Below are 23,087 nucleotides of genomic sequence, written 5' to 3'. Positions count from 1 at the left end.
CCGCGAGCAGCGGCAGCTTGCTTTGAATACTTTATGGGAAAAAAAGGAAGCGAACCGACTTGCACATAAAACGCACAAAGCAAGCTGTTCGGTGGAGGCCCGCAGCGCAGGAACGAAATGCCTCCTTTATTATATATTACCACTGGTACGCAAGCTTAATTCCTACGCCAGCAATCTTGTCACTAACGTAATCTTCTTCATCCAATGTCGTTCCGGTATATAGAGAAGCACCGATTACAAATGATTTCTCTGAAAAGCCGGAAAAATAGTAATTATATAAAGCCGAAACACCATGGTAAGTTGCCACGTCCTCTCCAAAATGCTTGGAGTCTACTGAGCCAAGAAACAAACCTAATCCATGTTTATCAGGCGATACCATGTGTTCCCAGCCTATGCCGTAACCTATCGCTGCCCCAGATCTTTCGACATAGCTTAATAAACCTAGCGATCCGAAATACTTATTTTGCCCTTGATTTTTGGAATATCTGGCCCCAAGGCCGCCATGATCAAGACCTAGTCCAACCGAAAAATTTGAATCAGTTACTGCATATGTAGATGCAGATAAGACTAACATAATCGCAGATAAAACATACTTCATACTAAATTTCCTTTTTGATCCATAACGCTCTAATAGCCGGCAGCCGAAGCGCAGTGTGCGCTGTCCGGCGCGCGTCCATCGCGCGCGAAGTTAATTAACTTGTTAGGCTTTCGCAGCCTATTTTATATTCTTTGTTATTGTCTTCAGCAAATACCATCTTTATTAATTTTTCAGCAAGGAGGCCTGGGTTTATTGCACATGCTTTTCGAACCAATGACTTCTCTGATACGAACTTCAACTCAATCTGGGCTTTTGAATTTTTACTAACATTCAAAACTCCAATATAATTTATATAACCTTCTTGCAAAACAAATTTAACACCACCTTTATTACCCCTCTCTGGAACGAGATGCAATGAGCGCGGGCGTGCACCTGAGCCGGCAAATCCATGGAAGGAACCCAAAAACGGCTCATGAAAGTCAATATGGCCTAACCGATATTCTCCAGGAGGAATGGGCAAAAGGTGCCTTTCTATTCGCAGGTGATTCACCCCTTTATGAACCCCCTCAACTGCAAGAAAAACAGGATCTCTATTTGCATAACCAGCCACATCAACATCGAAAAGTAGATATGTATCTTCTACTGCCAGAGCATCCGACGACAGTAAAAATATAACCACGATAAGTATGTAGCGAGTCATAGTAATGCCTAACGCCTTGCACGCGGGCCGACTGAAGCGCAGCGTAAGGAGGTCCGGGCCGACGCGCAGTGGCGGCTGAAGTGCTGCAAATTGTTATGCATTTTACCTAAATTCATTTTAGCCGGATTAGCTCTTTGGCATTTATCTCTCTATATTCACCATAGACGTCACAATTAATAGTTTTCGAAGATTTTAACTCACACATAATTGTCACTTCACCTTGGTCTCTACCATTATCGCAAAATCCGCCAGTGCCACTTAAAAGAATAATCTCTTCACTTTTGTATTCTATATATGCCGGCTGGTAACACCGAGTAGGGTCCGACCCGATCGCTTTATTTGAATAATAAGTAGAAAGTGAACCTACTTTATGATTTACGCAAAGCGTAACTATATTTTCATATTCTCCAATTTCTGCTGTCCAACACCCCACAGCGTACTTATCTTCACCTGAATGGGCCAACAACGGAATTAACAGACATACGACAAATACGGAGAATCTATATTTCATACTGGTATCCTATGACATGCATAACGCTCGCAGCAGGGGCGGCTTATCTTGTACGCGTTTTGTGCAAAAATGGAAGCGTAGCGACCTGCGCAAAATGTGCACAAGGTAAGCCGTCCCGCGGAGGCCCGAAAGGCCAGAGCAGACTGTCTGCGTTTGTTAGATTTTTTTCGGTTTTGGCTCCGGGTTTCTTGTGTAAGAGTAAATCACGGAACTAATTTTCCAACCATCTGCGGTTTTCAACAAGTGCCAGGCTTCATCACCCCAGTTACTTTTGTAATCATCAATATGGAAGCTATATTTAAAATGAACCGAAGCAATTTCCTTGTCGGTTATAATTTCAACATCCCAAAATTTTTCTTCTGTTTTTTCTTTAGTTGCAACAATCCACGAAATAAATTGCATATAAGAGCCTGGTTGAACGCCAAGCTGGCTAGGCAATGATCCTGTTCTTTTATCTGGGACAACACTGATCCAAGGGATGGATTTATCATAGAAAAGATCATGAAACTTTTCTTCATCCTTTTCTATTATTGATAAGTGAAAAGCTTCAATCACTTCATTGATTTCTTGGTTAGCACTTTTCTCCTCTTCTTTTGCAATCGCGGCAGAAGATAGCGCCATAACAAGGACAGCCATTATTGTTCTAATTTTCATACCTTTTCCTTAGTTTTTTCGACAATGAATCTAACGCTCTAATAACCGGCAGCCGAAGCGTAGCGTAGGCTGTCCGGCGCGCGGCATCCGCGCGAAGTTCATTAGCTTGTTAAATATCATTTAGAACCAATGTTTCCACATATCGAACAAAAACGCACTAGTGATAGGAAATCCAGAAGCGGAACCTATTACAGAGTCAATGCGACATCTCGGACAACGAGCCGTGTTGCCGACATCGCCCTCGTAGTCAGCCCATTCCTTTATCTCTCCCGGAGTAAAAATAAGCAAACAATGAAAGCAACCACATTGATCCGAATCAAGAATTTCTTCCCGGTGATACGCTGATGCGGCGTGTGCATCTATTTTTGGATCGAGCATAGTATATATTTAACGCCGCCAGCAGGGGCAGCTTACCTTGTGCGCGTTTTGCGCGAAAATCGGAGCGCCGCGACCCGCGCAAAACGTGCACAAGGTAAGCTGTCCCCCGGAGGGCCGAAGGCGCGGAGCAAACTGCCTGGCTTTGTTATGCATGCCCTACCACCAAGCACGCTTGATGTTTATTGCCACAGGTAGCAAACATCTAAACCGCCAATATTCGTGAAAGTGCTGCACTCCGACTTCCTGGACGGCCAGCCATCTATGATTCGATTTAACGCTGACACTCGCTCGGAAAGCTGACTTCTATCATTGAAGGTAAAATAAAACGAAACTTCATTTTCTATCGCTTTGACTCCACATATTGCCTGAGTGCATCCCACATCAACTTTTTATGCCCTTATTTTGTCAATTTCCCAGCGAGTTAGTTAATCAGTGAAAATAGCTTTCAACTGTGGCTTAAACAATATTGCAAGAGCGATGGCCGCCACTAACGGAACTAATATTAATAATTTTTTAGTCATCCTTGATTCTCCAGAGTGCATAACGCCCGCAACAGGGGCGACCGATGCTATGCACGTTTTGTGCGAAACTGGGAGCACAGCGACCCGCACAAAATGTGCATAGCGTTGGGCGTCCCGCGGAGGCCCAAAGGGCCGGAGCATCCTGCTTGCGCTTGTTAAGGCTTTGCCTCTCCACTGGCAAGAAACTGCCGAGGATTGTCCCCATACTTATTTTCTTCTTTTTCACCAGGAATAAAAGCCAAAATAAAAAACAGAAAGGACCCTATTCGAGGGATCAACCCAGCCAAAACAAACCAACCAGACATGCTGATGTCATGGAGTCGTTTGATTGTGGGCATTAGCCCAAGTAAAAATCCTGAAATACTCAAATAAAGAAAAAGCCTGGATACTCCCTCTGCGACATATGCTTTTTCGAAGTTTACGGAGCCAGCCCACTGCAGCAAGTACACTGTACCTAGAATTACGAAGAGCAATTGAGGACCTAGGAAATACAATATGTACTGGCGCCTTGTGAAACGTCCGCTAGCTGAAAAGTATGCTCTTATCACCTACACCTCCTTGTGCCTTAACGCCGCCAGCAGGGGCAGCTTACTTTGTGTGCGCTTTGCGCGAAAATGGGAGCGTAGCGACCAGCGCAAAACGTGCACAAAGTAAGCTGTCCCACGGAGGGCCGAAGGCCCGGAGTTTTACTGCCTGGCATTGTTATGCCTTGGGCACTAATGCATTAATTACTGCCACTGATAGTACACTGCAATACAAGCCTAAAAATCCATAGGCTCCCGCCAATACTGCAATGCCAAAGATCTTCATTTGGTAGAGGTTGGCAGCTAGCACGTTCATGTCATTTGCGCTCATTATTCCGAGCGCTTTGAAGATGAAATATGCCGTAAAACTTGTAGCTGAGAGGATCAAAAACAAGGTGAATTTTGTGTAGTTTTTGCTCCACCCTTATCTCAAGGTTAAAAATTCAAAAAACTGAAGAAAATTGGTTTTTATAAGTTCCATCTCAACTCCTCAATGAGGCATAACGCCGCCAGCAGGGGCAGCTTACCTTGTGCGCATTTTGCGCGAAACTGGGAGCGCAGCGACCCGCGCAAAATGTGCACAAGGTAAGCTGTCCCACGGAGGGCCGGAGGCCCGGAGTTTTACTGCCTGGCATTGTTAAGTGTAAATTCCTTGATAACTGGGTGAGTCAATAGCTTTTTAAGTATCCATGCAAAAACGCTAGCTACAACAATCGTCTTTAAAAAGTTAAACCAACGAAGAATCGAATTAATACGCTCAATTTCCTCAAGCCCCTCTTCTGGTAAATATGGAGAAACCTGCGTGAACATGTAAACTTTCATAATTAAATTACTTATCTGCCAAAGTACACCAAAAGCCATGACAACGATCAGGGCGAACCTCGCCCAGTTTTTTCGCCTTAAAAGTGCAATGGAAGCAAAGAAAGAGAACGCAGTAATAACACAGAATCCGTACGTAAAAACATACATATACTCGAGCATGAATTGGATGACGAACGGGCGACCCTCGGCTGCAGCAAAGAGCTCATCTCCACCGGGTATAGATGATAACAATAGAACCTTAACAACCGAAAGAAAGAATAAATAGGCAGATCCGATTATGAGTATCCAAGCTAAAACGGTTACAAAGTTCGATCTAGATTCCATGTTTGAACTTTCCTTTACACTTAACGCCCGCCGCACAGGCGAGCAACTTGTTGCGAGTCCAGCGCATGAAATGCGCGGTTGTGCCGGCGCATGTTAGGAGGCCTACCAAGACTCCGAGTCCTCTCCAAGCATTTCTCCCGATAGCATAACCAATCTCATCCCTGTGATCTGGTCACTTCCAACATGTACACCCCATAAGTAGCCACACTCGGCAGCGAGGGATCGATAAGTATGGCCATCAATTCTGAGGCGCTTCACATCTAGAGCCCTCTCATGTGAAAGAACGGTTTCCACATCAACCTCCTCCGGAGTGAAAGTTAAGGTCCGAATGGTCCTATGCACCGCCCCTTCGGAAGAACACTTGTAGCCCTTTTTTTTAAGGAAATCCTTAATACGTTCCTTATATCTTTCATCTTCGCTATGAGCCATGCAATGCCTCCTAACGCCCACAGCAGGGGCGGCTTACCTTGTGCGCCTTTTGCGCGAAAATGGGAGCGTAGCGACCCGCGCAAAAGGTGCACAAGGTAAGACGTCCCGCGGAGGCCCGAAGGGCCGTAGCAACCTGCCTGTGATTGTTAAGAGTTACCACGGCCATGGTTTGCACTGTCCTCAAATAGGTCTTTGTAAACCTCAAGGTTATAACCAGGATAGGATTCACAAATTGACTGGTGGCGCGCCCAAAACTCTTCTTCGCTGAACTCGCGAAAATCAGAGACATTGGCAGACATAAGTGAGCCGAACCATTCCGATAATGAAGCTATCAACTTTAGCGAAGTATTTGCGTGACCAGCTGTACCAAGATTAAAGGATCCGACTTTTAAACTGGAAGAAATGCTTTGAATCGCAGCATAGCCAGTTAGCCCAAGATGCCTATAAGCGGACTTTATCGACTCATCCATGCTTCTTATTACTCTTACTCTTAACGCCGTGCTCAGCCGCGGCTTACTTTATGCGCATTTTGCGCGAAAATGGGAGCGCAGCGAACGCGCAAAAGGTGCATAAAGTAAGACGTCGGCTGCAGCACATTGTTAGGCTTTTCGAATTGACTGAACCATGGCATTAATGGCTTTCTCCTCAAGCGCTTTGTTCTTTACTTCACAGTTATAAGTTATAAATAAAAATTCGTTATCGATTGCTATGTACCAAACTTTCCAATATACGCCAGAATCAACATACTTTGCTGTTAAAGCAGGGAATGATTGAACTTGGATTACATCTAGGGGCGCACCACTGAGATTATTTTCCTCAGCAATGCTCAAGAATTGCTGCTCTGAAATTGTACTTTTAAATTTGTAGATACTTATCTGTAAAGCGCCAGCACCATTTTCTCTATAGAATGACCATAAATCATCATCCGCTTGTAACTTCCATTCTTTTGGCTTAGTAATTTTCCATCCGCTGCCTTCTGGTTGGACAGCCACATCTTTCGCGACCACACCGAAGGAAAGAATTAATAAAGATATTAAAAATGCAATTTTTCTCATGACTCTAGCCTAACGCCGCGCTCAGCCGCAGCTTACTTTGTGCGCGTTTTGCGCGAAAATGGGAGCGACAGCGACCGCGAAAAAAGTGCATAAAGTAAGCTGTCGGCCTGCAGCGCCTTGTTATGCGGCTCGGCACTACGAAGCTCCATAATGATAATTGCACTCAACGCGATCAATGGAATATTTGTAGTTACAGGATTGAAAGCCTCCATCAATAACTGAGGAGAACTAAATGCAACAAAAATTAATAGAGCAGACAATGCAACCATGCTAGCCATGTTCATTAATATTGAGCGGTAGAAAATTATAAATGCTATGCCAAATAAAATTTCACCGACTCCTGCCGCCTTAGTAATTAAATACGATACATCCTCACCAAAGCCAATTTTTTTTGTCATTGCTTGTTCTAGCGGAGCGATCTGAATAATTTTTGGCATAAGACCATGATAGATCCAGCTACCACCGATGATCCAACGACATATTTCAGGTGCGCTCATGGTATTCCTTTATGACGCATAACAGTTAATTATGCTTTGAATACGGTACGAAGCAAACCAAAGCAATTGAGATCATGAAATTTACCCTTCCAATAGCCAGCGTCACGACGCATCCCCTCTTCTTTGAATCCTAACCTATTAAGCAACGTCTCTGAGCCGTGATTTCCCGGCACAGTGTCAGCTTGAATTCTATGGATGGAACCACAGGGTAATTGACCTTCGAATGCGGCTAGGACGATTGATCGAACGGCTTCGATAGCGTAACCGCTACCCCAATATGCAGGCATAAGATCATAGCCAATCACGGCATTTTTCATTTTCTGGCTCCAAGAATTGAAGCCGCAGGTTTCAATAAGCTGGCCAGTATCCTTCAACCGAATAGCCCAGCGAATTCCTGACTTATCTTCATAACGGGATTGAAAAAACTTAATTAACTCTCGAGCTTGCTCGACGCTCGTAAACGCAGACAAATCATAATGTTCGATTACCGAGTTATCAGAAAATAGACGGAAGACCGCAGTTTCATCACTCGCATTGAAGTCAGATAAGAGCAATCTCTTACTTTCAATGACAGGAAATTGCATGAGTTTCACTCCATGAAGCATAACGCCGCGCTCAGCCGCGTCTAACTTTGTGTACTTTATGCGCGATAATAGGAGCGAAGCGACCACGCATAAAGTGCACAAAGTTAGACGTCGGGTTGCAGCGCTTTGTTACGTGGAAAATGTAGCACCGCTCCTCGAAACTAAGAGTCTGGCTGTCCTGCTGTACTCTCAGAGCGAGAGGGCTTTTGTTCTTGAGCATTATGTACCTCTTTAACAAATTTAATAGCTCCGATCACAAAAACCGAGGTTCCTATTGTTTGAATAAGAGATATAAAAACATTGAGAATTATCTGGTCCTCACCATACAAGTTCTCCAATGTTGCAGCGGACAACAACAAAGCTGGCCCGAACCACAAAGATTTCTTTTCAAAACTTGAAAGTGTGCCAAATGCTTTTTTAGCATCGTCTCGCTGCTTATAAGCATCTACCAGCATCAACACTACGACAATTATCGGAACTAAAACCAAAATTATTAGCGTTAAAACAATTTCGATGTTCATACTATATCCTCACGTAAAGCTCGGTTCAGGGGCGGCTGGAGCGTCGCGTAAGCCGTCCCAGCCGCGTCTTTCGCGGCGTTTGCAACCGCTTGTTAGATGGATCTTACGCTAGTCTTGGCAGTACGCCGACGTCCTGAGCTGCTCTATACCTAATTCCATTGCTGTTCTGATAAAGCTAATTTCAGCAAAGGTCCAGACAGGATCGTAGCGCTGCCCCTTTGGTGTAATCACAGGCAAATTACTGCCATAAAATAGCTTGTCATATATCGAATTCTCTAGCTCTGACTTAGACGAAAACGTTTTTCCTATAGATTTAAAGACGTCATCGAACATATTCCAAGCATTCAAGATGCATTCATACTCAAGGTTCTCTCCAAATTCTGCTTCAAGCCAACAATTAATTTTCTCAAGGTCATGGAGTATTGGCTCACCGGGCGTAATCTCTAGGCCGCGCTCCATAGCATAATTTTCCAGGCTACCCTCACGGCGAAACACTGGCACACGCCCTTCCGAATCCACGAATATGCCATCTATCTCGGTTGTATACCAGATGAGGTAATAATCGCTTCCGTCCAGCCTGTACCATAATTTGTGGTATTCGCGATCCATACGATCCATCTAACGCCCACAGCAGGGGCGGCTTACCTTATGCGCGTTTTGCGCGAAAATGGGAGCGTAGCGACTGCGCAAAACGTGCATAAGGTAAGACGTCCCGCGGAGGCCCGTAGGGCCGGAGCTTCACTGCCTGTGTTTGTTATGTTTTTACTCTTTACTTGCGACACTTACCAACCGGAGATCTACCTCTTTAAGATTTTCGCGAAAAAAGAATACCTCCCCAATAACAAAATCCCCAACCTTTGGCCAAAGAGCCATATCTTTCGGCAAGCTCTTTGAGGCAACGATTTCTATGATTCCTGTGAGCTCTTTGCTTGGTCGATGGCCGTAACCAATATCGATGAACAAGCCGAAATGTGTTACATCGACGACCTTACCTTTGATCTTTGTGCCTATTGGACATTTAGATTTGAGCTCTTCCCATAGGATGTCTTTCTCGTTGATCCGGCTATCTCCCTGGAACATAACGCCGCCAGCAGGGGCAGCTTACCTTGTGCGCTTTTTGCGCAAAAATGGGAGCGCAGCGACCTGCGCAAAACGCGCACAAGGTAAGCTGTCCCGCGGAGGGCCGAAGGCCCGTAGCAAACTGCCTGGCTTTGTTATGCGTGAAGCAGCTCCAAGGTACTATTTTGACTCTGAAGCTAAGGGCTGCACTTTCCACTCAAGCTGTGATTGTGCTTCACCCAACCCTACTTCAACATTGCCCAACCGATTATCTAAAGTCTTTATTTTTTTCTCTAATTCACGAATTTGGACTTCATTACGCGCTATTTGAGTAAGTAATTGACTTTCATTTTTTCTGTTTGCCTGCGCAAACAAAAGTATTACAACAGCTGACGCTATCACAATTGTTAGAAAGCTAGCATTTTTACAGCTCATATCTGAATCTCCTTTTCCTTTGATTAGCTCATGACGCATAACGCCGCCAGCAGGGGCAGCTTACCTTATGCTCATTTTGCGAGAAAATGGGAGCATAGCGACCCGCGTAAAATGTGCATAAGGTAAGCTGTCCCGCGGAGGGCCGAAGGCCCGGAGCAAACTGCCTGGCCTTGTTAGTGGCAACTATAACCACCGAGTGAAGCCTTGGCGATATTTGGTTAATTGCCAGATCATGAAACCACCGAAGATAGTTCCTATTGGAACTCCCGGCAATAGCATTAACGAAACAGGGTAACCTAACAAACGCCCCCACTTTGTCATTCTAAATATACCAAATGAGATCACAAAAAAAGCCAGTGGCACCCACACATCGTAGATAGCTTCTAGCTGATAGCCTTGAATATTCGTGTTTAGCAGAGCTGCAATAGTGAAGGCTCCGAAAAAAATCATATAAATAACCGACAAAATTTTTATAGAGCCACTATTTTCCATGACGCGTTCTCTTATGCCACTAACGCCCACGGCAGGGGCGGCTTACCTTATGCGCGATTTGCGCGAAAATGGGAGCGAAGCGACCCGCGCAAAACGTGCATAAGGTAAGCCGTCCCGCGGAGGCCCGGAGGGCCGTAGCTTTACTGCCCGTGATTGTTAGGCTTGTGCTTGGCACGTAGGCCACCTTTGTACCATAGAGCACCGACTACCAGTAGCGAAAACGCAATATCTATAAGCAGATGAGCGAGTGAAAAAGTAGCCCGTCCTGATATCCCACCACTAGACATAAACCTTACGGGAAAGCCGGCATAGACCATGCCATCGGCTACCCCAGTACTTTGAATACGCCAATACAAATATGACACGGTTGTAAGCAGAGCGAAGAAGCCAAAACTCGAGAGAAAAAACAAAGATATGTTAAAGAATTTCAAAATTCTGCTCTCTGATAAGCGATAGCCTAACGCCCACAGCAGGGGCGGCTTACCTTGTGCGCCTTTTGCGCAAAAATGGGAGCGTAGCGACCTGCGCAAAATGTGCACTAGGTAAGACGTCCCGCGGAGGCCCGAAGGGCCGTAGCAAACTGCCTGTGTTTGTTAGCTGCTACCTGACGAAGGCGTAAATACCCTTAAAACTCGGTGCAGATAGTACATCTGACATACGAACCGATTCTGGATCGTTCTGAAGTCTCACACGCAACCCTCTTAATTTTATAATTCCGCGTATGGCTTGGACGAGAATTAACCCCGAGAAAACTAGCAATATCGTATCGTAGCCAATACCACCTAGTAATGTGGAAGCAAGAGATCCTAGAAAGAGAACTCCCATTAAATATGAGGTAATCCAGCAGCTCACCAGGTTCGGTCCAATTTCTTCGTAAATTTCTGATGCTGTATATTGTTTTTTTCTCATGAATCTACTCAGTGCAGCTAACGCCCACGGCAGGGGCGGATTACCTTATGCGCGATTTGCGCGAAAATGGGAGCGTAGCGACCCGCGCAAAACGTGCAAAAGGTAAGCCGTCCCGCGGAGGCCCGAAGGGCCGGAGCTTCACTGCCCGTGATTGTTATATGCACCTGCTATGGATCCTGCTTGGTAAAGCGCACATGTCCCATCAGAGTAATTAACCCAGAACTCAAATACTTTGATAGATTCCGAATAGCCACTTAACGTTGCTAACACCCGACTTCCAGTATTTTTGGTTGCGAGAGGCAGCCAGTATTCCGAAACTTCACCGTACGTCAATTGAATATTCTGGAAAGGTATTCCTTCAACTGAACTCGGCGCAGATATGGTAACAACATCCATGTAACCGTGATTGCCACCAGCCTGCACACCACCCACTTTCACTTCAGTTTGTATATCCAAATCTCGTTGCTGGGGGCACTCGGCTAAAGCTCCAAAAGAACTCAAAAAAATCGTAAGTACGGCAAGTTTCTTCATGGCTACCTTGGGCATATAACGCCCACAGCAGGGGCGGATTACTTAGTGCGCTTTTTGCGCGAAAATGGGAGCGTAGCGACCCGCGCACAAAGTGCACTAAGTAAGCCGTCCCGCGGAGGCCCGAAGGGCCGTAGCAACCTGCCTGTGATTGTTATTTATCTATACTGGCACGTAATTCTGATTTTAAATACCTGTGCTCTACTGGGTTTTTTATGCTGAATGGGCTCCCTGAGACACGGATATTTAGACCTTTTTTAGCTGCTTTTCTTATGTCTGATGTATTTACATATACCAAGTAGATGTACCTTCCCAAGATCGCATAACCTAAAAGCATGAAAACTACTTCAGCAGTCTTTACAAATTCTGCACTAACACCAGAAAAACTTGCGTCTTGCAAAAAGTAGGAAGCATTTGCGAACAAAAATCCAATAGCAAATCCGTACAAATTGGATCTCACAATTACTTCCTCTTCCGTCTCAATCCTTTTCGGGAAAAACATATTATCTCTCCTTGTAAATAACGCCGCGAGCAGCGGCAGCTTGCTTTGGGCGCTTTATGCGCAAAAATGGGAGTGAAGCGACCTGCGCGTAAAGTGCACAAAGTAAGCTGTCCGGTGGAGGCCCGTAGGGCCGGAACGAAATGCCTCGCTTTGTTATGCGATGATCTAGAGCACATGCTATTTCACTTTGGTTTCGGCGCCAAACATCTTGAATGCAACCAAAAAAATACCGACAACGCTTAAGATCACTGCTGGCAATAAAATGACTAAGGCCATAATAATTTTTACTAGTGTGATCACATAATCCAGACTCAAAAAATTTTCTGAAAACCCTGACACTACCAGCCTAAAGACAAAAACTCCGAGTACTGAAGATCCCGCCACCAGAAGAACGAACAGTGCCAGGTCTCTATAAGCTTTAAACGCCCGAAGAAAATTACTTTTCATTATTCGATTTTATGGATTCCGTCTAATGGCCGCATAACGCCTCGCTCAGCAGCGGCTTACTTTATGCGGCTTTTGCGCGAAAATAGGCGCGTAGCGCCCGTGCAAAAGCCGCATAAAGTAAGACGTCGGATGCAGCGAATTGTTAGGCATTTTTAGCTCCACCAAAGTACATTACAAAGCATAAAGGACCAAGCAGCCCAAATATTAGACCAATATTTTTTAGCCCCTCATTACTCATATCTTCTTTTAGAAATACGCCATCTTGAAAATACGTGGCTATACCTAAAAATATTACAAATAGCACAGGACTTAAAATACCAAATATTACTGCGGCTAGAAATCGCGGCAAACTAGATGAAATCAGTTCACAGCGCAGCCAAGCCATAAAAATTGCTAGCGCCCCCAGCACAAAGGAAATAGATATCACCTTTCCGTATGCTGAAACCCACATAGAGAAATTAGCCCCCTTCAAAATGAGCAATACTGGCATGAGAACCAGCATACCGGCACTTATAAGGACTGCGGTTACCGTTGCCGTTTTTACAAGCGGAGTATATTTTTCTCCAAGCCTCATGCTACGACTTAACTCCTGATGCCTAACGCCTACAACAGGGGCCGACGAATGCGCAGCGTTTGGCGGTCCCGTTGCTTGTAATTGTTATGTGCATTACTTGCGATCCGCTGGGTGATTAACACCATCATAAGTTGGAACCCCGCTAATTTTGAGCGGATTGACGCCCTCAAGGCACGCCACGTTGAAACCATATTGAGACGGATTTGAGCGGCGTTGATGATGCGTATAAATACCGCAGTTGGAGCAAAAATAATGCTTCGCTGTTTTTGTGTTGAATTGATAGAGCTTGAGGTGCTCGCTACCTTTTAGAATATTAATACCGGAAAGTGGAACTGATGTGACAATTGCGCCACGGCGACGACAAAGTGAACAATCGCAGCGACGTACATCAACTAAACCATCTGGAAGAGAAAGCTCTAATTCAACTGCGCCGCAATGGCAAGTTGCTTTGTGCTTCGGTTTAATTTGCACACCATCAACTTCCTTGAGATTTATCGGCATAGCCTCTCCTTAAAGCACATAACGCCGCCAGCAGGGGCAGCTTGCCTTGTGCGCGTTTTGCGCAAAAATGGGAGCGAAGCGACCTGCGCAAAACGCGCACAAGGTAAGCTGTCCAGCGGAGGGCCGAAGGCCCGTAGCAAACTGCCTGGCTTTGTTAGCAGTTTTACCTAGCGCTGCACTTTGGGAGCTTACCGAATGTCTCTTCTGTCATGCTAAGTGCATTACAACCTGCCCCTAATCCTTGAAAGCCCTTTCCATCACCTAAATACCAGCAAGTGCACTTTTCTTCGACCAAAGTAACTTCTGGCACCAAGGGGAAATCGCAAACAACGCCCTCATTTAAAGCACCATACTCATTATCTGCTTCGGCACCTTTGCCTTGTGCATCAACAAGACCAGTCATGAATAAGAAGAGTAAAAATGTACAGCAACAACCCAAGAAGAAGCTCAGCGCCAATTTTATCTTCATAACTTGCTCTGACTGCTAACAGTTAATTAGTGGGCGACGTGATCGATTTCCATCTGCCCACTATCCCCTTTGATTATTTGATCCAAGGATGCGCCTCCAGCGCCCGTGGCGTCAAGATTTCCGCCAATCTTATGTCCTTACTCGTTTCAGCAAAGCCGATCCCCCTGCCCACTATCCCCAAGACCGCAAAATTTCTATAACACATTGATTAATAAAGAAAAAAATTAAATCTATTCGAATCTCCCGATTTAAAGGACAGTGTAATCGCTTGTAATTGGCAAATTGACCGAAGTGTGCACAATACTGTATGTATAACCAGCATAGAAGGTCTTATGGAATATTTACCCCGCCCTATTCCAACCCCACCGGTGCGCTTTATGGATCGATTGCGCGCTTTTATGCGGGCAAAGAGGTTGGCCTACCGGACCGAAGATAGTTACTGTCACTGGATTCGGGATTTCATTCGATTCCACGGGATGCAGCGGCCAGAGCACTTGGGGGCGAAGCAAATCGACCAATGGCTATCGCATCTTGTGTGCGATCGTTCGGTGTCGGTAAACACGCAGAAGATTGCGCTGAATGCCGTGGTGTTTCTTTATCGTCAGTTTTTGCGGCTGGATATTGAACCGCTACAGTTTAGCCGCGCAAAAAAAGGGCGCAAGTTGCCTGAGGTGTTCAGCCACGAGGAGGCAACGCAAGTCTTGTCGCTGATGTCTGGCCCCGCATCGCTCGCGGCTTCGCTGATGTATGGGTCGGGTTTGCGGGTGATGGAGGCTGCGAGATTACGGGTGCGCGACCTGGATTTTGACCGTTGTTCGCTGATAGTGCGAGAGTCCAAGGGCGAGAAGTGGCGTAACACGCTATTGCCAGAGTCACTGCTTGCTTCGCTAAAGGCGCAGGTCGAAATGGCGACGGCGCTCTACCGTCGCGATCTTGAAGAGGGTTTTGGCACGATTTATGTGCCGGGAAGGCCATCCGTGTCTCATCGTGAGGCCGGGATTGAATGGCTTTATGTATTTCCCGCGCAAAATCGCGCTTTGTGCCCGATCACCCAAGTGGTGCGGAGGCACCATATGCGGGAGCAGCAGATACGTCGCGCGGTAAGGCGGGCAATCAAACAGGCCGGAATTGCAAAAATGGCCAGTTGCCATACATTCCGTCATTCCTTTGCGACCAATCTGCTTGTCGCTGGAACCAGTATTCGGGATATACAGGAGCTATTGGGCCATAGCGATGTGAGTACGACGATGATTTATACCCACGTGGTGGGTAAGCACAAGGAAGGAACGATCAGCCCGCTTGATTATCTGCGCTGAGTCACGAACGACTCAGCGCAGCATCAGACGTCAGATCCGGGTTATTTGATACCCAGAACTTCTTTACCCTGGATGAAGGTCACATCCACGGGAATATCCGCATCGGCCAGGCGATCCAGGTCGGACTGCAGCTCAGGGCTGATCACGCCCATGCCGTCCAGCAGTTCCACTGCCTTGGTGTAGTTGCCATCACCCTGCACGGTCAGGATCAGGTTGGACAACTTGGTCATCGCTGCCTGCATTTTTTCGAAGTCGACACTGTACTGGCCGGTGGCTTCATCGCGGGTGAAGGCGCCTTCATTTTTGAAGAAATTGAAGCGCATCATGTTCGCCTTGCCATGGGCACTGGCGGCACCGAAGCGTACGCTGCGGAAAATACCGGCTAGGAAGGTGACGTAGTTGTCCATCAACTCGCCCTCTGCCAGCTCACCCTTTTCGTGCAACTTGGTGATCATGTACAGGCCGAGGATATCCGCCTTGCCCTCTTCCAGCGCGGAAGATGTTTCCTTCAGCGCCTGACGAACGTTCGCACCGTCGGTTACCGTCTTCTTGATACCGAGGCCATGTGCCACTTCGTGGAACATGGTATTGGCAAAGAACGCATCAAACGTGATGTGCTTGCGCTGGTCTTCCGCAATCAGCAGTGCGCTGATCGGCACCATGATCTGGTCGAACTTCGCGCGCATCGCGTTTTTCAGCTGCAGGCGACGGGTGCCTTTTTGCAGCTGCACTTCTTCATCGTTCGGCAGGTTGATGGCGATGGTCTTGGAGCCGGCGTTGCTGTGGCCCGCGTAGTAGAGCACGTCGTAGGCGTTCAGGTCGGAATCGGTTCCGGGGGTTTCCGCCTTGTACTTGTCATCCACCGGCAGGCCGCGCTGCAGTTCCGGCAGGAAAGCGGCAAATTTGGCCAGTTTCTCGCTCCACGCCATGTCTTTCAGCAGCACATAGGCCTCATAGGCGGTGCGGTAGGCAAACAACTGATCTTCGTAGTTTTCGATCGGGCCGATCACCACGTCGATGCGGTTGTTCTTCATGTCCATCCACGCCATATCACTGGCGCGGAACTGGTCACTGGTCAGGGCGTCGGCACGCAGGTTCAGGTAGCCGGCGAACTCGGCATCTTCTGCCAGGGCGGATGCTTCGCGCAGCAGGGTTGCGGCCTTTTCCAGTTCCGCTTTGTAGGCCTCGTGGTAGGGCACCAGCTCGAGCTTGCCGTTACCGCCGCGGCGCACCAGAGAGTACTGGCCGTCTTTCCCCGGCTGTTTCCAGACCTCGAACTCCTGCTTGGTCATGTCCTCCGGGTAGAACTCCGCACCCAGTGGCTTGTCGCCGTAGCCTTCAATGAACGGCTTGTTGTCGTTCAGGCGGTCCCAGGGACCATAGTTGATATCGGCGAATTTGCGCGCGGCACTGTCATCAATACCGCTCAGCAGTTCCTGTGCGGGGCCATAGGACTGCAGCCAGAACAGCTGGTCCATGATTTTACTGGCGTCGATCAGTTTGCCGATCAACTGGCGCTGGTTATCCGACAGGGAGGAGAGATCTGCATTCAGTTCCACCGGCGCATAAATGTTGAAGCGCGATGGGTCCACGCCCTTGGCGATAGCGCCGGTCTGGGGGCCGGTGCCGGGAGATGAGGCATCAGCCTTGGGCTGTACCACAGCGGTTTCTGCTGGGGTGGAGACTTCCGGTTTGCTGGTGTTTTTTTCGCCAGAAGAGCAGCCGGCGAAGATGGCGAGCGCCAGCGCAGAGGCGGCAAACGATGCAATACGATTTGCAGATTTCATTCTGATTCCTGCCTGTAGTTTTATTTGAAAGAGGCCAGGCACTCTGCATGAGAGGCTCAGCGCCTTGCGCGCCACATTAAATGTGGCCCCGAATTATGTCCAGCAATGACGGCAGCCCTGCGCGCGCGGCCGGATATTCGACTGCAATTATGGGCAACCACAGAAAAATACGTGGTGTAACAAAGAAACAAAAAGACAATTCACGCCACAAATCCAGCTATACCGGTATCACTGCGCCAGCGCTTCCGCATCCAGTGCGCGCTCCCGCTGCTGCATTCGCCACAGCTCGGCATAGCGGCCATCAGTGGCGATCAGTTCGCTGTGGCTGCCCTGCTCCACCACGCGCCCCTGGTCCATTACCAGAATCTGGTCAGCATCCACAACCGTGGACAAGCGGTGCGCGATCACCAGTGTGGTCTGCTCGCGGGAAATCTCCTGCAACGCGCGCAGAATGCCCTGTTCGGAGTGGCTGTCGAGGCTGGAGGTGGCTTCGTCGAACACCATAATCGGCGGGTGTTTGAGCAGCGCGCGGGCGATGGCCACCCGCTGTTTTTCACCACCGGACAGTTTCAGGCCGCGCTCACCCACCATGGTGTCTGCCCCCTCCGGCAACTGCCCGATGAATTTGTCCAGCTGCGCGTGGCGGATCGCCTCCATCACTTCGGCATCGCTGGCATCCACGCGACCGTAACGCACGTTTTCCAGAATGGATTGGTTGAACAGCACCGTGTCCTGGGGCACCACACCGATGGCACCGCGCAGGGAGTCCTGCGTGACATCGCGGATGTCCTGGCCATCCACCAGAATGCTGCCCTGGTTGACGTCGTAAAAGCGGAACAGCAGTTTGAACAGGGTGGACTTGCCAGCGCCGCTGGCGCCGACAATGGCTACCTTCTGCTTCGGTGCCACGGTAAAGCTGACGCCGCGCAGGATTTCCCGGTCGCGACTGTAGCCGAAGTGCACATCGCGGAATTCGATACTGCCCTGCGCCACCGCAAGGCCTCCCGCGGTAGGCACGTCTTCGATCGCCGGCTTTACCTCGAGAATGGAGAACATTTTTTCGATGTTGGCGAGTGCACCCTTCATCTCGCGATACACGAAACCGAGGAAATTGAGCGGGATAAATATCTGCATCATCACCGCATTGATCAGCACAAAGTCGCCGATGGTCATGATGCCCTTGGTCACATTTACTGCGGCCATCACCATGGCACCGCACATAGCGGCGGCGATAATGAACGCCTGGCCCGCGTTCAGGCCGAACAGCGACAGGCGATTTTTTCTGCGCGCCTGCTCCCAGGTCTCCAGCTCGCGATCGTAGTGACTCGCCTCGTGCCGTTCATTGCCAAAATACTTCACGGTTTCGTAGTTCAGCAGGCTGTCCACCGCGCGGCTACTGCTCTGGGACTCCGCCTGGTTCAGTTCGCGCACATAGCGCGTGCGCCACTCCGTGGCGATCACCGAGAAGCTGATATAGGCCGCCACGGCACCGAGTACCAGCAGTGCAAACGCGGCGCTGTAATTCCACCACAGCAACCCCACCACCATCAGGATTTCCACCAGGGTGGGCACGATGTTGAACACCATGAAACGCATCAGGAAACCGATACCGGAATTGCCGCGCTCGATATCCCGCGACAGGCCGCCGGTGCGGCGGTTGAGGTGGAAATCCAGGTCCAGGCGGTGCAGATGCTGAAAGACTTCGAGCCCGACTCGACGCTGCGCGCGCTCGGTCACGCGGCCGAAAATGGTATCGCGCAGCTCGCCAAACAGTACCGAGGACAGGCGCACAATACCGTAGGCGAGCAGCAGTCCCAACGGCAAGGCTATCGCCGCGGCAGTACCGCCCGCACTGTCGAGATCATCGACGATATGTTTGAGCAGGAATGGCAGGCCAACGCTGGCGGCCTTGGCGCCGACCAGGCACAGCAGCGCCAGCAACAGCGGGCGCTTGAATTCCAGCAGATAGGGGAACAGGGTTTTCAGCGCGCTCCAGTGGACTTCTTCCAGAGCGACGGCGGACTTGGGTCTCGGCATGATCAATCTCGGCAATTCAGCCGCGCAGTATAGCGGAGCCTGCGCCCAGAAGGCCTAGTGCAGCAATCGCGATCAGCTCAAGGCTCTGACCGGGACGTCGTCGCGACGCCCGATGGGCGCATCCAGTACCCGCACCAGGAACTCCGTCAGCACCCCGGCGGTAAAGCCCCAGATCTCAAACCCCTCGTATTCGTAGGCAGGGAGGTAGATACGGCGCTGGTCGATGGTGATGCGGTCGGTGCGGATACGCGGGTCATCGAAGAAGTAGGATAGCGGCACCCGGAAGATGGCATCCAGCTCGCCGGGATTGGGCGTTAGCGCCGCGTCCGGGGAGACAACACCGAGCCAGGGGGTGACCGCCACCTGCCAGCGGGTATTTCGGGTCCACAGGGGACCGAGAACACGTACCTGGTCCGCGGGCAAACCGATTTCTTCGTGGGTTTCCCGCAGTGCCGTGAACTCGAGAGAGGGGTCCGTTTCGTCCCAGCGACCACCTGGCAGCGAGACTTCACCGGAATGACTGGAGAGCTGTTGCGAGCGCAATGTGAGGATGACCTGCGGGTCCGGCTCGTCGGTCAGTGCCAGCAAGACCGCCGCGTGCCCGTGAAGATCGGGCCCCCGGGGTACTTTTGCCTGCAATTCATCCTTCACTGCGGCAAACCGTCGTTCAATGATATTCAACATCGTTGTCATACTCTGGCACCGTTTCCTGCACTGGTGGTGCATACGAAACTTCTAGAACTATACCCCGATTGCGGATGGTCCTCACCCCTGTGGTTCCGGGGATGATGAACGCGTCCCTTCCTCACCCCGGTGCTTGGGTTTATGACCACCCTTTACTTTCTCCCGCACGGACTGCACCAGCGCGTAATAAATCGGTATCAGGAACGTCGACAGGATACTTGCAGCAACCATGCCACCGAACACCGCGAGTCCGAGAGATACGCGACTGGCGGCACCGGCGCCGGTGGCGATGACCAGCGGAAAAATGCCCAGCACAAACGACAGTGCCGTCATCAGCACCGCGCGAAAGCGCAGGCGTGTGGCCTCCAGTGCGGACTCCTGCACCGATTTCCCCGAATCCCGCTGCAGCATGGCGAACTCCACCATAAGAATCGCCGTCTTCGCCGCCATCGCAATCAGCAGCACCAGGCCAATCTGGGTATAGAGGTTGTTTTCATGCCCCATCAGCCAGCACGCCAGCAGACCGCCGCCGATGGCGATGGGAATCGCCAGCAGTACCGCGATCGGAATTGACCAGCTCTCGTACTGGGCAACCAGAAACAGGTAGGCAAACAGCACCGCGAGTGAGAACAGGATCGGTGCCACATAGCCGGCGCTGATTTCCTCCAGGCTGGAACCGGTCCATTCGTAGCTGTAGCCCTGTGGCAACTGCGCCCCCAGTTCCTCCATGGCCCGCATCGCCTGGCCGCTGGCATAGCCCGGAGCCGGCACGCCGTTGACACTGATACTGTTGTATAGGTTGTAGCGGTTCACCGTCTGTGGACCGATGCTCGGCACCACTTCTGCCACCGAGCTGACCGGCACCAGGCCACCGCTATTGGCGCGCACGAAAAAACCGTTCAGATCCTGCTCGTCATCGCGAAACTGTGCATCGGCCTGCGCCATCACCCGGAACATCCTGCCAAACCGGTTGAAGTCGTTGACATAGAACCCGCCCAGGTACGTCTGCAGCGTGAGGTACACATCGGACAACTGCAGCCCCAGGATGTGAGCCTTGTCCTTGTCCACATTTAACTGCAACTGCGGGGTCGAAGCCTGATAAGTGGTGAAGGCGCGCCCGATCTCCGGGCGCTGGTTGGCTTCTTCCAGCAGCGCATAGAGCACATTAGCCAGTTCCTGAATCGGCCGCCCCTGCAAATCCTGCAGAATAAATTCGAAGCCGCCGATGGTACCGAGGCCCGGCAGCGCCGGTACCGGAAACGCCTGCACTTGTGCCTCGGACACCGCAGCGCCCAGCTGCTGCACCTTGCCGAGGATTGCAAACTGGTTCAGCGCCGGTGTTGTGCGCTCTTCCCAGGGATGCAGTATCACGATCATGAACGCGGTATTCGATGTGAGACTACCGGAAAGCAGGCTGAAGCCAGGCACAGCCATCACGTGTGCCACACCATCCAGCTTGCGAACATTGTCGCTCAGCCCCTCCACTACATTCACCGTGCGCCGCAGTGATGCACCATCGGGCAACTGCACATTCATCATGAAGAAGCCCTGGTCTTCATCGGGAATAAACCCCGTCGGCACCGCGGTAAAAAGCCACGCACACAGGGTAACGGCACCGGCAATCGTCGCCAGCCCGATGAGTGGGCGCCGCACGCAGAATTCCACGATCTGAATATAGAGATGGGTGGCACGGCGTAGAAAGCGATTAAAAAACCCGAATACCCCCGTCAACCGCTCGCCGTGTTCGCCCTCGCCCTTGGTGGGACGCAGCAATAATGCGCTGAGCGCAGGACTCAATGTCAGGGCGTTGATACTGGAAATGAGGACTGCAATGGAAATAGTGAGGGCAAACTGCTGATACATTTTCCCGGTCAGACCCGGCATCAACATGACCGGTACGAATACCGCAAACAGCACTGCAGTAGTGGCAACGATCGGCCCGGTCACCTCGCGCATGGACTCCATCGTCGCCTCCTGCGGCGGCAGCCCTTCGCTCAACAGCCGTTGGGTGTTTTCCACCACGATGATGGCGTCGTCCACCACGATGCCAATGGCGAGAATCAGCGCGAACAGCGTCACCGTATTGACCGTCATTCCCAGCGCATACATCACCGCAAAGGTACCGACCAGCGAAACTGGAATCGCAATCGCGGGAATCAGCGTCGCACGCCAGTCCTGCAGGAAGATAAACACCACCACAATCACGAGTAACAAGGCAATTACCAGTGTCTCCACCACTTCCTTAATGGAAGCGCGCACAAAATCCGTGGTGTCGTAAAGGATTTCCGCCTTCAGACCGTCGGGGAAGCGCTTGGAAAGCTCCGCCATTTTTTCCCGCACGGCATCTGCCACATTCAGGGCATTGGCATCCGGCAGCTGATAGACCGCAATAACGGCCGAAGGCTTGTTATCCAGTTCCCCGAATGCGGCGTAACTCAAACTACCGAGTTCGATGCGTGCAATATCCCGTAAGCGCACAATGGCGCCGTTGGGTGTTGAGCGGATACTGATATTGGAAAATTCATCAGGGCTTTCCAGTCGCCCCCGCGCGATAATGCTGTACTGGAATTGCTGCTCTTTCTGGATTGGCGGTGCGCCGATACTGCCGGCCGCTACCTGCAGGTTTTGCGCACGAACTGCGGCAATCACATCGCCAGCGGTCACATCGAGTGCAGCCATTTTGTCGGGGTTGAGCCACAGTCGCATCGAGTAATCTTGGGCGCCGAGAATCTGCACGTCACTGACGCCATCGAGGCGTGCCAGTTCATCGCGGATAAATATTTCACCGTAATTGGCGAGAAACAGCGTATCGAACGTATTCTCTGGAGAGAGTAGATTCACCACCAGCAATATGGTGTTGGATCTTTTTTCTACCGTCACACCACTGCGGGTCACCTCCTCCGGGAGGCTTGGGGTCGCCTGCTGCACCCGGTTCTGTACGTTCACCTGCGCGATGTCCCCGTCGTAACCGCTGTCGAAGGTGACCGTCAGGCTGTAAGTGCCGTCGCTGCTGCTAGTGGAGGACATGTACTGCATCCCCTCCACGCCATTGACCTGTGATTCGATGGGGATCGCCACGCTGTCGCGCATCACTTCAGCACTGGCCCCGGGGAAGGATGCACTCACCCTTATCGTCGGTGGCGCGATGTCCGGGAACTGCGCAATCGGCAACAGCGGTATGGTCAATATCCCCGCCAGGCTGATCAGGATTGAAATGACCAGCGCGAAGCGCGGACGACGGATAAAGGTGGCGCTGATCATCGCCCACGTGTCCTTCGCGAGCGCGCCG

General features: G+C 50.2%; 26 protein-coding genes. 1 reads left to right on the top strand and 25 read right to left on the bottom strand.

Features of this window, described 5'->3' with window-relative positions; translation table 11 throughout:
- Positions 1-136: 136 nt before the first annotated feature.
- From R5R33_RS15170 to R5R33_RS15070, 21 genes are all read right to left on the bottom strand, one after another.
- Entirely contained in the window at positions 137-598 is a 462-nt protein-coding gene (locus R5R33_RS15170; RefSeq protein ID WP_318953543.1) for a hypothetical protein, read from the bottom strand.
- Between the two features lie 94 nt (positions 599-692).
- Positions 693-1,238, bottom strand: a complete 546-nt coding sequence (locus R5R33_RS15165; protein WP_318953542.1) for a hypothetical protein — start codon at positions 1,236-1,238, stop codon at positions 693-695.
- 112 nt (positions 1,239-1,350) lie between these two features.
- Positions 1,351-1,749, bottom strand: coding sequence for a hypothetical protein (locus R5R33_RS15160; RefSeq protein ID WP_318953541.1), 399 nt, complete (start codon positions 1,747-1,749; stop codon positions 1,351-1,353).
- A gap of 156 nt (positions 1,750-1,905) precedes the next feature.
- The gene (locus R5R33_RS15155; protein ID WP_318953540.1) at positions 1,906-2,403 is read right to left on the bottom strand and encodes a hypothetical protein; all 498 of its coding nucleotides are present in this window, start codon (positions 2,401-2,403) and stop codon (positions 1,906-1,908) included.
- Between the two features lie 1,054 nt (positions 2,404-3,457).
- Positions 3,458-3,850: a DUF805 domain-containing protein gene (locus R5R33_RS15150; protein WP_318953539.1), complete on the bottom strand. Its 393-nt coding sequence runs from the start codon at positions 3,848-3,850 to the stop codon at positions 3,458-3,460.
- Between the two features lie 597 nt (positions 3,851-4,447).
- Positions 4,448-4,972, bottom strand: coding sequence for a hypothetical protein (locus tag R5R33_RS15145; RefSeq protein ID WP_318953538.1), 525 nt, complete (start codon positions 4,970-4,972; stop codon positions 4,448-4,450).
- 575 nt (positions 4,973-5,547) lie between these two features.
- Complete coding sequence (locus tag R5R33_RS15140) at positions 5,548-5,871, bottom strand: hypothetical protein (protein WP_318953537.1); 324 nt, start codon at positions 5,869-5,871, stop codon at positions 5,548-5,550.
- Between the two features lie 129 nt (positions 5,872-6,000).
- Entirely contained in the window at positions 6,001-6,456 is a 456-nt protein-coding gene (locus R5R33_RS15135; protein ID WP_318953536.1) for a hypothetical protein, read from the bottom strand.
- A 32-nt stretch (positions 6,457-6,488) separates the two neighbouring features.
- On the bottom strand, positions 6,489-6,953 hold the full coding sequence (locus tag R5R33_RS15130) for a DoxX-like family protein (protein WP_318953535.1): 465 nt from the start codon (positions 6,951-6,953) through the stop codon (positions 6,489-6,491).
- A gap of 29 nt (positions 6,954-6,982) precedes the next feature.
- Positions 6,983-7,537, bottom strand: coding sequence for a GNAT family N-acetyltransferase (locus R5R33_RS15125; protein ID WP_318953534.1), 555 nt, complete (start codon positions 7,535-7,537; stop codon positions 6,983-6,985).
- 161 nt (positions 7,538-7,698) lie between these two features.
- On the bottom strand, positions 7,699-8,058 hold the full coding sequence (locus tag R5R33_RS15120; RefSeq protein WP_318953533.1) for a hypothetical protein: 360 nt from the start codon (positions 8,056-8,058) through the stop codon (positions 7,699-7,701).
- A gap of 108 nt (positions 8,059-8,166) precedes the next feature.
- The gene (locus tag R5R33_RS15115; protein WP_318953532.1) at positions 8,167-8,676 is read right to left on the bottom strand and encodes a hypothetical protein; all 510 of its coding nucleotides are present in this window, start codon (positions 8,674-8,676) and stop codon (positions 8,167-8,169) included.
- 144 nt (positions 8,677-8,820) lie between these two features.
- A complete protein-coding gene (locus tag R5R33_RS15110; protein WP_318953531.1) occupies positions 8,821-9,138 on the bottom strand; it encodes a S1 RNA-binding domain-containing protein in 318 nt (105 codons plus the stop codon).
- 159 nt (positions 9,139-9,297) lie between these two features.
- Positions 9,298-9,552, bottom strand: a complete 255-nt coding sequence (locus R5R33_RS15105; RefSeq protein WP_318953530.1) for a hypothetical protein — start codon at positions 9,550-9,552, stop codon at positions 9,298-9,300.
- 183 nt (positions 9,553-9,735) lie between these two features.
- The gene (locus R5R33_RS15100; protein ID WP_318953529.1) at positions 9,736-10,044 is read right to left on the bottom strand and encodes a hypothetical protein; all 309 of its coding nucleotides are present in this window, start codon (positions 10,042-10,044) and stop codon (positions 9,736-9,738) included.
- 1,047 nt (positions 10,045-11,091) lie between these two features.
- On the bottom strand, positions 11,092-11,499 hold the full coding sequence (locus R5R33_RS15095) for a hypothetical protein (protein ID WP_318953528.1): 408 nt from the start codon (positions 11,497-11,499) through the stop codon (positions 11,092-11,094).
- A gap of 136 nt (positions 11,500-11,635) precedes the next feature.
- Entirely contained in the window at positions 11,636-11,983 is a 348-nt protein-coding gene (locus tag R5R33_RS15090; RefSeq protein ID WP_318953527.1) for a hypothetical protein, read from the bottom strand.
- A gap of 177 nt (positions 11,984-12,160) precedes the next feature.
- Positions 12,161-12,430 (bottom strand): hypothetical protein, encoded by a 270-nt coding sequence (locus tag R5R33_RS15085; RefSeq protein ID WP_318953526.1) that lies wholly within the window; start codon positions 12,428-12,430, stop codon positions 12,161-12,163.
- A 142-nt stretch (positions 12,431-12,572) separates the two neighbouring features.
- Positions 12,573-13,004, bottom strand: a complete 432-nt coding sequence (locus R5R33_RS15080) for a hypothetical protein (protein ID WP_318953525.1) — start codon at positions 13,002-13,004, stop codon at positions 12,573-12,575.
- A 93-nt stretch (positions 13,005-13,097) separates the two neighbouring features.
- Entirely contained in the window at positions 13,098-13,505 is a 408-nt protein-coding gene (locus R5R33_RS15075; RefSeq protein ID WP_318953524.1) for a GFA family protein, read from the bottom strand.
- 163 nt (positions 13,506-13,668) lie between these two features.
- A complete protein-coding gene (locus tag R5R33_RS15070; RefSeq protein ID WP_318953523.1) occupies positions 13,669-13,974 on the bottom strand; it encodes a hypothetical protein in 306 nt (101 codons plus the stop codon).
- Between the two features lie 332 nt (positions 13,975-14,306).
- On the opposite strand from R5R33_RS15070, the gene R5R33_RS15065 reads away from it, so the two are divergent.
- Positions 14,307-15,290: an integron integrase gene (locus R5R33_RS15065; protein ID WP_318953522.1), complete on the top strand. Its 984-nt coding sequence runs from the start codon at positions 14,307-14,309 to the stop codon at positions 15,288-15,290.
- Positions 15,291-15,331: 41 nt separating this feature from the next.
- Here the strand turns inward: R5R33_RS15065 and R5R33_RS15060 are convergent, their stop codons facing one another.
- The 4 genes from R5R33_RS15060 to R5R33_RS15045 form a co-directional block, all read right to left on the bottom strand.
- Positions 15,332-17,077, bottom strand: coding sequence for a dipeptidyl-peptidase 3 family protein (locus tag R5R33_RS15060; protein WP_318953521.1), 1,746 nt, complete (start codon positions 17,075-17,077; stop codon positions 15,332-15,334).
- Between the two features lie 228 nt (positions 17,078-17,305).
- Positions 17,306-19,114 (bottom strand): ABCB family ABC transporter ATP-binding protein/permease, encoded by a 1,809-nt coding sequence (locus R5R33_RS15055; protein WP_318953520.1) that lies wholly within the window; start codon positions 19,112-19,114, stop codon positions 17,306-17,308.
- A 72-nt stretch (positions 19,115-19,186) separates the two neighbouring features.
- Complete coding sequence (locus R5R33_RS15050; RefSeq protein ID WP_318953519.1) at positions 19,187-19,807, bottom strand: NUDIX hydrolase; 621 nt, start codon at positions 19,805-19,807, stop codon at positions 19,187-19,189.
- A gap of 72 nt (positions 19,808-19,879) precedes the next feature.
- Entirely contained in the window at positions 19,880-23,059 is a 3,180-nt protein-coding gene (locus R5R33_RS15045; protein ID WP_318953518.1) for an efflux RND transporter permease subunit, read from the bottom strand.
- Positions 23,060-23,087: the final 28 nt, after the last annotated feature.

The sequence above is a fragment of the Microbulbifer pacificus genome (assembly GCF_033723955.1).
Lineage (GTDB): Bacteria > Pseudomonadota > Gammaproteobacteria > Pseudomonadales > Cellvibrionaceae > Microbulbifer > Microbulbifer pacificus.
Note: the sequence above shows the minus strand (reverse complement) of the source record. Positions and strands in the feature narration are given on the sequence as shown.